Genomic DNA, 13,894 nt, shown 5'->3' with positions numbered 1-13,894 from the left:
ATGCCTTGGCACCAGGAGCCGATGAAGGACGTGGGAGGCCGCGATAGGCCTGGGGGAGCTGTCAACCGAGCTGTGATCCCAGGGTGTCCGAATGGGGGAACCTGGCTGGAGTCATGTCCAGTCACCCACACCTGAACACATAGGGTGTGTGGGGGGAACGCGGGGAAGTGAAACATCTCAGTACCCGTAGGAAGAGAAAACAAATAGTGATTCCGTGAGTAGTGGCGAGCGAAAGCGGATTGAGGCTAAACCGGCTGCGTGTGATACCTGTCAGGGGTTGCGTGGTCGGGGTTGTGGGACCCTGCTGAGTGTGCTGACACGCGCTCGAGGAGTTACAAAGCCAGTTGCTAGCCGAACAGTCTGGAATGGCTGACCGTAGGCGGTGATAGTCCGGTAGGTGAAAGTGGCTGGTCTTCTGTGGGTGTTCCCGAGTAGCGGCGGACTCCTGTAATCTGCCGTGAATCTGCCAGGACCACCTGGTAAGCCTGAATACTTCCTGGTGACCGATAGCGGACGAGTACCGTGAGGGAATGGTGAAAAGTACCCCGGGAGGGGAGTGAAATAGTACCTGAAACCGTTCGCCTACAATCCGTCGGAGCCTTGCGGGGTGACGGCGTGCCTTTTGAAGAATGAGCCTGCGAGTTAGTGGCATGTGGCGAGGTTAACCCGTGTGGGGGAGCCGTAGCGAAAGCGAGTCTGAATAGGGCGTTTGAGTCGCATGCTCTAGACCCGAAGCGGAGTGATCTAGCCATGGGCAGGCTGAAGCGCGGGTAAGACCGCGTGGAGGGCCGAACCCACCAACGTTGAAAAGTTGGGGGATGACCTGTGGTTAGGGGTGAAAGGCCAATCAAACTCCGTGATAGCTGGTTCTCCCCGAAATGCATTTAGGTGCAGCGTCGCGTGTTTCTTGCCGGAGGTAGAGCACTGGATGGTCTAGGGGGCCTACAAGCTTACCGAAATCAGCCAAACTCCGAATGCCGGTAAGTGAGAGCGCGGCAGTGAGACTGCGGGGGATAAGCTTCGTAGTCGAGAGGGAAACAGCCCAGATCACCAGCTAAGGCCCCTAAGCGTGTGCTAAGTGGAAAAGGATGTGGGGTCGCATAGACAACCAGGAGGTTGGCTTAGAAGCAGCCACCCTTTAAAGAGTGCGTAATAGCTCACTGGTCAAGTGGTTCCGCGCCGACAATGTAGCGGGGCTCAAGCACACCGCCGAAGCTGTGGCACTCACACAATAACTTTGCGGAGACTTGATTTTCCGTGCAGGTGTGTGGGTGGGTAGGGGAGCGTCGTGCCGGGGGTGAAGCAGCGGGGTGACCTAGCTGTGGACGCGGCACGAGTGAGAATGCAGGCATGAGTAGCGAAAGAAGGGTGAGAAACCCTTCCGCCGGATGACCAAGGGTTCCAGGGCCAGGCTATTCCGCCCTGGGTGAGTCGGGACCTAAGGCGAGGCCGAGAGGCGTAGTCGATGGACAACGGGTTGATATTCCCGTACCCGCGAAGGAGCGACCCTGACGAACCTCGTTGTGCTAACCACCCAAACCATCCAAGACCTTCGGGTTGAGGGTGGGGAGCGTGGGAACCTGGCGGGTAGTAGTCAAGCGATGGGGTGACGCAGGAAGGTAGCTGAGCCCGGCCGGTGGTTGTGCCGGGGTAAGCGTGTAGGCCGTGCTGTAGGCAAATCCGCAGCACATGTAGGCTGAGACGTGATGCCGAGCCGATTCAGGTGAAGTCAGTGATCCTATGCTGCCGAGAAAAGCCTCTAGCGAGTTCCGAGCGGCCCGTACCCCAAACCGACACAGGTGGTCAGGTAGAGAATACCGAGGCGATCGGGCGAACTGTGGTTAAGGAACTCGGCAAATTGCCCCCGTAACTTAGGGAGAAGGGGGGCCGGAGACGTGAAGCCCCGCGCGGGTGGAGCGTTGTATGGCCGCAGAGAGCAGGGGGAAGCGACTGTTTACTAAAAACACAGGTCCATGCGAAGAAGTAATTCGATGTATATGGACTGACGCCTGCCCGGTGCTGGAACGTTAAGGGGACCTGTTAGCTCTTCGGGGCGAAGCGGAGAACTTAAGCGCCAGTAAACGGCGGTGGTAACTATAACCATCCTAAGGTAGCGAAATTCCTTGTCGGGTAAGTTCCGACCTGCACGAATGGCGTAACGACTTCCCCACTGTCTCAACCACAGGCCCGGCGAAATTGCATTACGAGTAAAGATGCTCGTTACGCGCGGCAGGACGGAAAGACCCCGGGACCTTTACTATAGCTTGACATTGGTATCCGAATTAGCTTGTGTAGGATAGGTGGGAGCCGGTGAAACTCGCACGCCAGTGCGGGTGGAGGCAATCTTGAAATACCACTCTGGTTGGTTTGGGTATCTAACTTCGGACCGTTATCCGGTTCAGGGACAGTGTCTGGTGGGTAGTTTAACTGGGGCGGTTGCCTCCTAAAGGGTAACGGAGGCGCCCAAAGGTTCCCTCAGCCTGGTTGGCAATCAGGTGTTGAGTGCAAGTGCACAAGGGAGCTTGACTGTGAGACTGACGGGTCGAGCAGGGACGAAAGTCGGGACTAGTGATCCGGCACTGGCATGTGGAAGCGGTGTCGCTCAACGGATAAAAGGTACCCCGGGGATAACAGGCTGATCTTCCCCAAGAGTCCATATCGACGGGATGGTTTGGCACCTCGATGTCGGCTCGTCGCATCCTGGGGCTGTAGCAGGTCCCAAGGGTTGGGCTGTTCGCCCATTAAAGCGGTACGCGAGCTGGGTTTAGAACGTCGTGAGACAGTTCGGTCCCTATCCGCCGTGCGCGTAGGATACTTGAGAAGGGCTGTCCCTAGTACGAGAGGACCGGGACGGACGAACCTCTGGTGTGCCAGTTGTCCCGCCAGGGGCACGGCTGGTTAGCTACGTTCGGAAGGGATAACCGCTGAAAGCATCTAAGCGGGAAGCTCGCTTCAAGATGAGGTATCCCACCACTCTTCGGGGTGGGTAAGGCCCCCAGCTAGACGACTGGGTTGATAGGCCGGAAATGTAAGCCCGGTAACGGGTTCAGTTGACCGGTACTAATAGGCCGAGGACTTGACTACTAAGCTGCTACGCGTCCACTGTGCAACTCCCGACAAACGAACAACACACACTGTGGTGTGGTGTTGTTTGACATGTCGATAGAGTTACGGCGGTCATGGCGGAGGGGAAACGCCCGGTAACATTCCGAACCCGGAAGCTAAGCCCTCCAGCGCCGATGGTACTGCACTCGGGAGGGTGTGGGAGAGTAGGACACCGCCGGACAATCTTCCAGTCAGGGTCACCCTTCGGGGTGACCCTGACTGCGTTTATACGAGCAATCTTCCGCGGGTGCCGCCGAGTGGCGGCGCCCCGTGGAGTGGCTCAGCGGCTCTGTATGGCCTCGCGCAGCTGGCGGAACAACGCGGCGGCGTCGTCGACCGAGCGACCCGGGAACATCGCCATCACCACGCTCCCGTGGTCGGCCCAGCCGCAGACCGCGAAGTCGCCACCGTCGCCGCTGGTCGTACCGCATTTCATGACGCCACCCAGGCGGCCGGCGCTCACGTCGCGCAGGCCGGTCACCTTCCCGGTCTCGTCGGCCATCAGCCCGAAGAGAGTGTCCAAATCCCGTTCCGGTCGCCACAGCAGGGTGGTGCCGCCGAAGACGAGGACCGCCCGCTTCGCGTCCGCCGAGTCGCTGTAGACGGTGCCGAAGCTCCGGTCCAGCTCGATGTCGGCCGCGAAGCCGTCGCGGAGATAGTCCGCGGTGGTGCGAGCCCGGTCGCTGTTGTCCCGGGTGAGCCCGGCGACCTTCGCCGGCGGGTCCAGCCGGGTGTCCTTCTGCTCCAGCACCCGCCAGGAGACCACCCCGAGCGACCCCAGGCCGGCCAGCCCCACCACCAGACCTGCGGCCAGCGCGATCCGTCGCCGGCGTGTGGGCCGGGGCCGCTCGGGTTGAAGAGCAGGGTCGCGGCGGCTCAGCTGGATCGGCTCGTCGGTCAGGTCGACCGGCTCGGGAGCGTCGCCGGCCGGACGCTCGGTGAGGTGCGCGTCGGACATGTCCGCCACCGTACGCGAACTTGGCGGTGGCGCATGTCGAGTCTCCGGAAGCGCTCCGTAGACTTTCTCGGGTGACCGAGAGACTGGATGCCCGACGCCCCGACGCCCCGACCCTTGCCGGCCAGTACCAGCCCGGCGAGGTAGAGCAGCGACGGTACGAGCAGTGGGTAGCCGCCGGCCACTTCCGGGCGTCGGCGGAGAGCGACAAGCCGCCGTTCACGATCGTCATCCCGCCGCCGAACGTCACCGGCTCGCTGCACATGGGGCACGCCTTCGAGCACACCCTGATGGACGCGCTGAACCGGCGTAAGCGGATGCAGGGCTACGAGGCGCTCTGGCTTCCCGGCATGGACCACGCCGGCATCGCCACCCAGAACCTGGTCGAGCGGCAACTCGCCGGTGAGGGGCTGTCCCGCCACGACCTGGGCCGAGAGAAGTTCGTCGAGCGGGTCTGGCAGTGGAAGGCCGAGTCCGGTGGCGCGATCCTGGGCCAGATGCGGCACCTCGGCGACGCCGTCGACTGGGACCGCGAGCGCTTCACCATGGACGAGGGCCTGTCCCGGGCCGTGCAGACCATGTTCAAGAAGCTCTTCGACGACGGGCTGATCTACCGGGCGAACCGGATCATCAACTGGTGCCCGCGCTGCCTCACCGCGCTCTCCGACATCGAGGTGGAGCACACCGACGACGAGGGTGAGCTGGTCTCGATCCGCTACAGCGACGACGTCGTGGTGGCCACCACGCGGGCCGAGACGATGCTCGGCGACACCGCGGTCGCGGTGCACCCGGACGACGAGCGGTACCGGCACCTGATCGGCACCGAGGTGGCCGTGCCGCTCACCAACCGGCGCATCCCGATCGTCGCCGACGAGCACGTCGACCCGAGCTTCGGCACCGGCATGGTCAAGGTGACCCCGGCGCACGACCCGAACGACTTCGAGATCGGGCAGCGGCACGACCTGCCGTCGCTGACGATCATGGACGAGCGGGGCGTCATCACCGCGCCCGGCCCGTTCGAGGGTCTGGACCGGTACGAAGCCCGCCCGGCCATCGTCGCCGCACTGCGCGAGCAGGGCCTGATCGTCGCCGAGAAGCGGCCGTACGTGCACGCGGTGGGGCACTGCTCGCGGTGCAAGACCACGGTCGAGCCGCGGCTGTCGCTGCAGTGGTTCGTCAACACCGCCCCGCTGGCCAAGGCCGCCGGTGACGCGGTCCGTGACGGCCGGGTGAAGATCGAGCCGGCCGAGCTGGCCAAGCGTTACTTCGCCTGGGTCGACAACATGCACGACTGGTGCATCTCCCGGCAGCTCTGGTGGGGCCACCGGATTCCCGTCTGGTACGGCCCGAACGGCGAGATCGTCTGCGTCGGCCCCGACGAGGAGCCGCCGACCGGCGAGGGTTGGCGCCAGGACGAGGACGTCCTCGACACCTGGTTCTCCAGCGGCCTGTGGCCGTTCTCCACGCTCGGCTGGCCGGAGCAGACCCCCGACCTGGCGAAGTTCTACCCGACCAGCGTGCTGGTCTGCGGCTACGACATCCTCTTCTTCTGGGTTGCCCGGATGATGATGTTCGGCCTGTACGCGATGGACGGCCGGCAGCCGTTCGACGTGGTGGCCCTGCACGGCCTGGTCCGTGACCAGCACGGCAAGAAGATGTCCAAGTCGTTCGGGAACGTGATCGACCCGCTGGACTGGATCTCCCGGTTCGGTGCCGACGCCACCCGGTTCACCCTGGCCCGGGGCGCCAACCCGGGCCAGGACGTGCCGGTCAGTGAGGAGTGGTGCCAGGGCTCCCGCAACTTCTGCAACAAGCTCTGGAACGCCACCCGGTTCGCGCTGCTGAACGGCGCGCACACGGAGGGTCCGCTGCCCGCTGCCGACCAGCTCTCCACGGTCGACCGGTGGATCCTGTCCCGGCTGGCGCACGTCACCGCCGAGGTGGACGAGCAGTTCGAGGCGTACGAGTTCGCCAAGGTCTGCGACCTGCTGTACCACTTCGCGTGGGACGACGTCTGCGACTGGTACGTGGAGCTGAGCAAGCCGGTGCTCGCCGAGGGCGGGGCGGCGGCGGAGGCGACCCGCCGGGTGCTCGGGCACGTGCTCGACCAGCTGCTGCGGCTGCTGCACCCGGTGATCCCGTTCGTGACCGACGAGCTGTGGACCGCGCTGACCGGCGGGGAGAGCGTGATGATCGCGGCCTGGCCGGTGGCCGACCGTACCGGAATCGACGACGCCGCGGAGGGCGAGGTCGGCACCCTCCAGCGGGTGGTGACCGAGATCCGGCGGTTCCGGTCGGACCAGGGACTGCGGCCGACGCAGCGGGTGGCGGCGCGGCTCGACGGCCTCGGGCCGGCGGGGATCGGGGCGCACGAGCCGCTGATCCGGTCGCTGGCCCGCCTCGACGCACCCGGGGACGACTTCCAGGCCAGCGCCACCCTCGCCATGCCCGGTGAGGTGAGCGTCGCGCTGGACACCCGGGGTTCGATCGACGTGGCCGCCGAGCGGGCCCGGCTCACCAAGGACCGGACGGCCGCCGAGAAGGAGGCCGCGCAGGCGCGGGCGAAGCTGGACAATCCGGCGTTCATCGGCAAGGCACCGGAGCACGTGGTCGCCAAGATCCGTGAGCGGCTCGCGGTGGCCGAGGCGGACCTGGTCCGGATCGACGCCGCGCTGGAGGCGCTGCCCTCGTGACCGACCGCACCGAATTCGCCGCGGTGGAGGCCGCGCTCGCCGAGCGCGGCTTCACCCGCATGCACTTCGAGCTGGAGAAGATCGAGTCCCTGCTCGACCTGCTCGGCAGCCCGCAGCGGGCGTATCCGTCGATCCACCTGACCGGCACGAACGGCAAGACCTCGACGGCCCGGATGATCGACTCGCTGCTGCGGGCCTTCGGGCTGCACACCGGCCGCTACACCAGCCCCCACCTGGAGACCGTCCGGGAACGGATCAGCCTGGACGGGGAACCGGTCAGCGAGGAGCGCTTCGTCGCCACGTACCGCGAGGTGGCGCCGCTGGCCGAGTTGGTCGACCAGCGGTCCGCCGAGCCGCTGACGTACTTCGACATGACCACCGCGCTGGCGTTCGCCACGTTCGCCGACGCCCCGGTCGACGTCGCGGTGGTCGAGGTGGGGCTCGGCGGCGCCGAGGACGCGACCAACGTGATCCAGGCCGGGGTGGCGGTGCTGACCCCGATCGGGCTGGACCACACCGAGTGGCTCGGCGACACCATCGAGGACATCGCGCTGCACAAGGCGGGCATCATCCACAAGGGTGCCACGGTGATCGCGGCGGCGCAGGAGGAGGAGGCCGCCCGGCCGATCCTGGAACGCTGCGCCGAGGTCGGCGCGACCATCGCCCGGGAGGGTTCCGAGTTCGGCGTGCTGCGCCGGGCGGTCGCCGTCGGCGGCCAGGTGCTCACCATCCAGGGCCTCGGCGGGGTGTACGAGGAGATCTTCATTCCGCTGCACGGCGCCCACCAGGCGCAGAACGCGGCCGTGGCGCTCGCCGCGGTCGAGGCGTTCCTCGGTGCTGGAGCCAAGCGGCAGCTCGACGTCGAGGCCGTCCGGGAGGGCTTCGCCTCGGCCACCTCGCCCGGGCGGCTGGAGAAGGTACGGACGGCCCCGACGATCCTGCTCGACGGCGCGCACAACCCGCACGGGATGACCGCCACGGTGACCGCGCTCCAGGAGGAGTTCGCGTTCAGCAAGTTGGTGGGGGTGCTGGCGGTGCTCGGTGACAAGGACGTGGCCAGCCTGCTGGAGCTGCTGGAGCCGGTACTCGACTCGATCGTGGTCACCCGGAACAGCTCCCCGCGGGCGATGCCGGCAGACGAGCTGGCCGCACTGGCCCGGGAGGTCTTCGGGCCGGAGCGGGTCCAGGTTGCCGAGGAGATGCCGGATGCCATCGAGGCGGCCGTCGCCGAGGCCGAGTCCGACGTGCCGGGAGAGCTGGCCGGGGTCGGCGTGCTGATAACGGGATCGGTGGTGACCGTGGCCGACGCCCGACGGCTGCTGAAGCGATGAGCGGCCCGGTCGACGAGCGGCGGGCCGGCGAGCCGGTCGGTCCCGGAGGGCGGCGATCGGGGCTGCGGAACCCGGAGAAGGCCGTTCGCGGCCTCGGTGCGGGGACGCTGGCGCTGGAGGCGCTGGTGCTGCTGCTGGCCATCCAGCCGATCCGGGTCGTCGGCGGGCACCTCAGCACCGCCGCCATCGGGGCGATCGTGGCCCTGGCGGTGGTCTGCGTCGTGCTGGCCGGGCAGATGAAACGCTCGTGGGCCTGGCACGCCGGGACGGCGGTGCAGGGCCTGCTGATGCTCTCCGGGCTGCTGCACTGGTCACTGCTCGTGCTGGGGATCATCTTCGCCCTGGTGTGGGCGTACGCCCTGCACGTGCGGCGGGTCATCCTCGGCTGAGCGGTCGCCGTCGGCGGCGCGCCGGTCAGGATGGAAGGGGCCCCTCGTCAGCGCCCAGGCGTCAACAAGGGGCCCTTCCTTGCACCTCAGGCGTCGGCGAGGGTGCGCCACTGGGTGAGGGCGACGCCGTGGCCGTCCGGATCCTTGAACGCGGCGGCCCACACCTCCAGTTTGGTGCCCCGGTTGACCACGCGCGGCGCGTACGTGAAGCGCACGCCGGAGCCGCGCAGCCGTTCGTACGCCGCCTGGATGTCGTCGACCTCGAGGTTGACGTGGACCAGCCGGCGGCTGATCGGGGCGGCCCCGGTCACCTGGCGCAGCACCAGCCGGGTCGCCCCGGAGGTGAGGACGGCGTTGCCGGTGCCCCGGTCGAACTCGGTGAAGCCGAGCTCCCGGTAGAAGTCGAGGGACCGGTCCAGGTCGGTGACGAGCAGGGTGATTCCGACCCCGCTGATCGGGCTGGACACCTCGGCGGGCTCATCCCCGGCCGGTCCGAAGATCGCCTCGTCCAGCTCCTCCGGGGTCGGCGGTGCCTCGTCGGCCGGCTCGTCCAGCGGGACGTCGATCGGGTCGACCCGGTCGAACCGCTCTTCGGCCGGGGTGCGCTGGGCCGGGGTGGCCCGGCGGGGCAGCGGGCCGACGGCTGCCGGCTCGACGAGCTGGCCCTCCAGCACCACCGGGCCGCCGGGACGTTGGTGGACCACCACCGGCTCGCGGTCGTCGGGCAGCCCGGCGTCGTCGTCGAGGAGCGGGTCCGGCGCGGGCGGGAAGTCGTCGCGGAAGTCGTCCTCCGGGGCACGGTCCGCCCACGGCGGTGCCTCCTGCGCGATGAGCACCTCCTCGACCGGTTCCCTGTCGGTGTACTCCGGCGGCAGGTCGGCGACCGTGGCGCCGGTCTCCCCGTGGGTGGGCACCTCGTCCCAGAGGACCCGGACGTGCCGCTGGTCGTCGAGGGCGACCCGGACGGGCAGCGCCTGGCCGAGCGACGGCCACTTGGCGACCGGGACCCGCGGCTCGATGATCTTCTTGGACCGGGGTGGCAGCCCGGGTGCGTCGATCACGAGCTGGAGTTCGCAGCGGCCGAAGGCGTACTGGGTGGGCGGCTCGGAGGCGCTGTGCACGTGGCCCAGGCCGACCACCCAGGTACGCCCGCCGCCGCGTACGGTGGCCAGGGCGATCGCCAGCACCAGCAGCGCGACGCCGAGCGCCACGATCGCCCAGCTCGTCATGCCCAGCCCGAACAGCACGATGAAGGTCGCCACGGTGCCCAGCACCGCGCCGATCAGCTTGCGTACCGGCGCGATGGGTCGGTTCCCGCCGTTCGCCACAGTGGACCTCCCAGGGGTCTAGGGCCAGGCTAGGCCGGACCGGCGAGCGAGGGAAGGAACAGCCGCCGCGTCGGCGCCGGGACCGGGTCGATACGCTGACCGTACCCAGCCCGACCCGCTTCCGCGTACAGGAGGAACCCAGCGTGTCCAGCAGCAGCCCGGATGAGCGCACGCTCGTACTGATCAAGCCCGACGCGGTGCGCCGCGGCCTGGTGGGCGAGATCCTCGGCCGTTTCGAGCGCAAGGGCCTGCGGATCGAGGCGCTGGTGTCCCGGACCATGGACGGCGACTTCGCCGACCAGCACTACGCCGAGCACGTGGACAAGGCGTTCTACCCGCCGCTGAAGGCATTCATGACCGGCGGCCCGCTGGTGGCCCTGGTGCTCTCCGGCGACCAGGTGATCGAGGTGGTGCGCGGGATGATCGGCAGCACGGACGGCCGCAAGGCCGCCGCCGGCACCATCCGCGGCGACTTCTCCCTCTCCAACCGGGAGAACCTGGTGCACGCCTCCGACTCGGTCGACAGCGCCAAGCGGGAGATCGCCCTCTGGTTCCCCGAGCTGGGCTGACGTCCTCGCCGACGGCCCCCGTCCCGGCACCGGGACCGGGGCCGTCGCGCGTGTTCAGCCGGGCACGCGGGCCAGCTTGTCGGGGTTACCGACCAGGTAGACGCCGGTGATCCGGCCGTCGGCGGCGGCCACCGCGAGGGTGTAGCGGGCCCCGGTCGGCCAGCGCAGCAGCAGCGCCGGCGCCCCGTTCAGCTCGACCGGCACGGCCGTGACACCGGGACGGCGCCGGCCGTAGACGCCGGCGAAGAAGCGGGCGATCCGCTCCGTACCGCGGACCGGGTTGCGGGCCGCGCGTACCCGGCCGCCGCCGTCGGACCAGGCGGTGGCGTCGGCCGCGACCAGGTCGGTCAGCCGGGCCAGGTCGCCGTCGCGGGCCGCGGCCAGGAAGGCGTCGAGCAGCCGCCGCTGCTCGGCCGGGCCCGCGGTGAAGCGCCGCCGGTCGGCGGCGAGCCGGGCCGCCGCGCGGTGGTGCAGCTGCCGGCAGTCCGCCGCCGACCGGTCCAGCAGGTCGCCGATCTCGGCGTACGGCAGGGCGAACGCCGTGTGCAGTACGTACACCGCGCGCTCGGGTGGGGTGAGCCGTTCCAGCAGGTGCAGCAGCGCGGTGGAGAGCGTCTCCCGCAGTTCGACGGTGTCCAGCGGCCCGAACGGTGTGTCCGCCGCGGTGGGCACCGGCTCGGGCAGCCACGGCCCGACGTACGTCTCCCGGGCGGCCTGCCGGGCACGCAGCCGGTCCATCGCCAGCCGGGTCACCACCCGGGCGAGGTACCGGCGTGGCTCGGCGATCGACTCCCGGTCGACGTCCACCCACCGCAGGTACGCCTCCTGCAGCACGTCCTCGGCGTCGTGCAGGCTGCCGAGCAGCCGGTAGGCCAGCCCGAGCAGCATCGGCCGGTGCGCGGTGAGCGCACCGGCCGCCTGCGCCGCTCCGGTGGTGGTCACACCTCGAGCGGCGGCTCGTTCCGGGTGCTCACCGAGATCCGGTTCCACACGTTGATTGTGGCGATCGCGACGAGCAGGTCGGCCAGTTCCTTCTCCGACCAGACCTTCGCGGCGGCGTCCCACACGTCGTCTGGCACGCCGTGCTCGCCGAGCCGGGTGACCGCGTCGGTCAGCGCCAGGGCGGTCCGCTCCCGCTCGTCGAAGAACGGCGCGTCCCGCCAGGCGGCGACGGCGAAGAGCCGCCGGCTGGACTCGCCGGCCGCGAGCGCGTCCCGGCTGTGCATGTCGACGCAGAACGCGCAGCCGTTGAGCATCGACGCCCGCAGCTTCACCAGCTCCAGCACGGTGTGGTCCAGGTTCTGCCGGACGTACTTCTCCAGCCCGAGCACCGCCTGGTACGCCTCCGGCGCCACCGCCGCCATGTTGATCCGACTCATCTCGGCCTCCCTCGTGTCGTCGGTACGCGGACACGACGGATCGGCCTGCCCCGGGCGTGACAGGTACGGGCTGTGACGGTGGTCATGCCCACGACGACGGTGGTCATGCCCACGACGTCAACGAGTGGTCAGCCGGGGTTCCCACGCCGGCCATCCGCGTGCGCCGGTCCGCCTCACCTCGGGCCGGTAGACCACCAGGAACCGATTCCCGACGGAGGGGACAGATGACTTCTCTCGATCGACGTACCGTGTTGCGCGCCGGACTGCTGACCGGGGCCGGACTGGCCGGCGGCGGCCTGTTCGGCGGAGGCCCGGCCGTGGCGGCCCCGGCCTGGCAGCCGTCCGGCCGCCCGGTGCTCACCCACGGCGTGCAGAGCGGCGATGTGACCGCCGAATCGGCCCTGGTCTGGACCCGCGCGGACCGACCGGGCCGGATGTTCGTGGAGGTGAGCCGCCGCCCGGACCTGCGTGGCGCCCGGCTGGTGCGCGGCCCGCTGGTGGACCCGTCGACAGACGGCACCGGCCGGGTGCGGCTGCGCGGCCTGCCATCGGGTGAGCGGCTGTACTACCGGGTGAGCGTGGCGAGCCTGGACCGGCCCGGACTGCGCAGCGAGCCGCTGGTCGGCTCGTTCGCCACCGCCCCCGGCCCGCGGGACCGGCGGGACGTGCGGTTCGTCTGGACGGGGGACATCGCCGGCCAGGGTTGGGGGATCAGCCCCGACTTCGACGGCATGGCGATCTTCCGGTCCATGCGGGCGGTCCGCCCCGACTTCTTCCTGTGCAGCGGCGACACGGTCTATGCCGACGGCCCGCTCAGCGAGAGCGTGACGCTTCCGGACGGCCGGGTCTGGCGCAACCTGGTCACCCCGGAGAAGAGCAAGGTGGCCGAGACGCTGGCCGAGTACCGCGGGCAGTTCGCGTACAACCTGCTCGACGAGCACCTGCGCGCGTTCGCCGCCGAGGTGCCACAGCTGAACCAGTGGGACGACCACGAGGTGGTGAACAACTGGTACCCGGGGGAGATCCTCACCGACGACCGGTACACCGAGAAGCGCGTGGACGTGCTCGCCGCCCGGGCCCGGCAGGCGTTCCAGGAGTGGCTGCCGGTCGCCGGGGACGGCCCGCTGTACCGCCGGCTGTCGTACGGTCCGCTGCTGGACGTCTTCGTCCTGGACATGCGGACGTACAAGGACCCGAACGACGGCAACACGTACGCCGACCCGGAGCGCGGCCTGCTCGGCCGGGAGCAGCGGGAGTGGCTGATCCGGGAGCTGACCCGGTCGCGGGCGACCTGGAAGGTGATCGCCAACGACCTGCCGCTCGGCCTGGTGGTGCCGGACGGCCCGGGCGCGCAGGAGGGCGTGGCGCAGGGCGACCCGGGTGCCCCGGCGGGGCGTGAGCTGGAGTTCGCCGAGGTGCTGGGCGGCGCCCACCGGGCCGGCGTCACCGGCATCGTGTTCCTCACCGCCGACGTGCACTACACCGCGGCCCACCACTACGACCCGGCGCGGGCGGCGTTCCGGGACTTCACCCCGTTCTGGGAGTTCGTCTCCGGCCCGGCGCACGCCGGCGCGTTCGGCCCGAACGCCCTGGACGGCACCTTCGGCCCGCGGGCCGCGTTCGTCCACGCCCCACCGCGGGCGAACACCTCCCCGGCGGAGGGCTTCCAGCACTTCGGCGAGGTCGCCATCGACGGCGAGTCGGGCGCCCTCACGGTCCACCTCCGCGACCGCGACGGCACCTCCCTCTGGACCACCACCCTCTCCGCCCCCACCCCCCGCCCTGCGCGCCTCCGCCCGCGTTGATCATGAGGTTGACGGCGATGTGGATCTCCAAAGGTGCCGCCAACCTCATGATCAACCGGGGAAGGGTGGGGTGGGGTGGGGGGCCGGGGAGATAGTCGGAGGCGGAGCGGTGGCGGGGTCGAGTACGCTTGACGGCACACAGGCGACGACCCGGCCATCACCGGCGAGCCTCCGGAAGAACAGCCGGGTGACCGGCCCAGTAGAACCGGACGGGACCGGCCCGTCACAGCCGGCCAACGAGCGGGCGGTCGCACCTTGACCGCCAAGCGGGGTGGTACCGCGGGCCTGGCCCGGGGCGCCGGTGACGGCGTACCGGAACGGGCTCGTCCTCGCAGACCCA

The 13,894-nt window shown here is 69.0% G+C and carries 9 protein-coding genes and 2 rRNA genes; 7 read left to right on the top strand and 4 right to left on the bottom strand.

Annotated features, from left to right (window positions below):
• Positions 1–3,084: ribosomal RNA gene (locus tag ABZ570_RS18665) — 23S ribosomal RNA — on the top strand; the annotation flags it as partial.
• An 85-nt stretch (positions 3,085–3,169) separates the two neighbouring features.
• Positions 3,170–3,286, top strand: a 5S ribosomal RNA gene (rrf, locus tag ABZ570_RS18660).
• 99 nt (positions 3,287–3,385) lie between these two features.
• On the opposite strand, the gene ABZ570_RS18655 is transcribed toward rrf, so the two are convergent.
• Positions 3,386–4,063, bottom strand: a complete 678-nt coding sequence (locus tag ABZ570_RS18655) for a hypothetical protein (protein WP_358064653.1) — start codon at positions 4,061–4,063, stop codon at positions 3,386–3,388.
• Positions 4,064–4,134: 71 nt separating this feature from the next.
• Between ABZ570_RS18655 and ABZ570_RS18650 the strand changes: the two genes are divergently transcribed.
• The 3 genes from ABZ570_RS18650 to ABZ570_RS18640 are packed head-to-tail and all read left to right on the top strand — an operon-like array spanning position 4,135 to position 8,473.
• Positions 4,135–6,753 (top strand): valine--tRNA ligase, encoded by a 2,619-nt coding sequence (locus tag ABZ570_RS18650; protein ID WP_358064651.1) that lies wholly within the window; start codon positions 4,135–4,137, stop codon positions 6,751–6,753.
• Entirely contained in the window at positions 6,750–8,084 is a 1,335-nt protein-coding gene (locus tag ABZ570_RS18645; protein WP_358064648.1) for a folylpolyglutamate synthase/dihydrofolate synthase family protein, read from the top strand. Before ABZ570_RS18650 ends, ABZ570_RS18645 begins: the two co-directional genes overlap by 4 nt.
• A complete protein-coding gene (locus tag ABZ570_RS18640; protein WP_358064645.1) occupies positions 8,081–8,473 on the top strand; it encodes a DUF4233 domain-containing protein in 393 nt (130 codons plus the stop codon). The genes ABZ570_RS18645 and ABZ570_RS18640 overlap by 4 nt, the downstream gene beginning before the upstream one ends.
• Before the next feature lie 86 nt (positions 8,474–8,559).
• Here ABZ570_RS18640 and ABZ570_RS18635 read toward each other — a convergent pair whose 3' ends face one another.
• The gene (locus tag ABZ570_RS18635) at positions 8,560–9,801 is read right to left on the bottom strand and encodes a VOC family protein (RefSeq protein WP_358064642.1); all 1,242 of its coding nucleotides are present in this window, start codon (positions 9,799–9,801) and stop codon (positions 8,560–8,562) included.
• Positions 9,802–9,944: 143 nt separating this feature from the next.
• Here ABZ570_RS18635 and ndk point away from each other — a divergent pair, with 143 nt between their 5' ends.
• Entirely contained in the window at positions 9,945–10,370 is a 426-nt protein-coding gene (gene ndk / locus ABZ570_RS18630; RefSeq protein ID WP_358064639.1) for a nucleoside-diphosphate kinase, read from the top strand.
• 54 nt (positions 10,371–10,424) lie between these two features.
• On the opposite strand, the gene sigJ is transcribed toward ndk, so the two are convergent.
• The gene (gene sigJ / locus ABZ570_RS18625) at positions 10,425–11,312 is read right to left on the bottom strand and encodes an RNA polymerase sigma factor SigJ (protein ID WP_358064636.1); all 888 of its coding nucleotides are present in this window, start codon (positions 11,310–11,312) and stop codon (positions 10,425–10,427) included.
• Entirely contained in the window at positions 11,309–11,749 is a 441-nt protein-coding gene (locus ABZ570_RS18620; RefSeq protein ID WP_358064633.1) for a carboxymuconolactone decarboxylase family protein, read from the bottom strand. The genes sigJ and ABZ570_RS18620 overlap by 4 nt, the downstream gene beginning before the upstream one ends.
• A gap of 224 nt (positions 11,750–11,973) precedes the next feature.
• Between ABZ570_RS18620 and ABZ570_RS18615 the strand changes: the two genes are divergently transcribed.
• Entirely contained in the window at positions 11,974–13,554 is a 1,581-nt protein-coding gene (locus tag ABZ570_RS18615; protein WP_358064630.1) for an alkaline phosphatase D family protein, read from the top strand.
• Positions 13,555–13,894: the final 340 nt, after the last annotated feature.

This window comes from Micromonospora sp. NPDC007271, from assembly GCF_040634005.1.
Classification (GTDB): Bacteria; Actinomycetota; Actinomycetes; order Mycobacteriales; family Micromonosporaceae; genus Micromonospora.
This window is presented reverse-complemented; position numbering and strand designations above follow the sequence as displayed.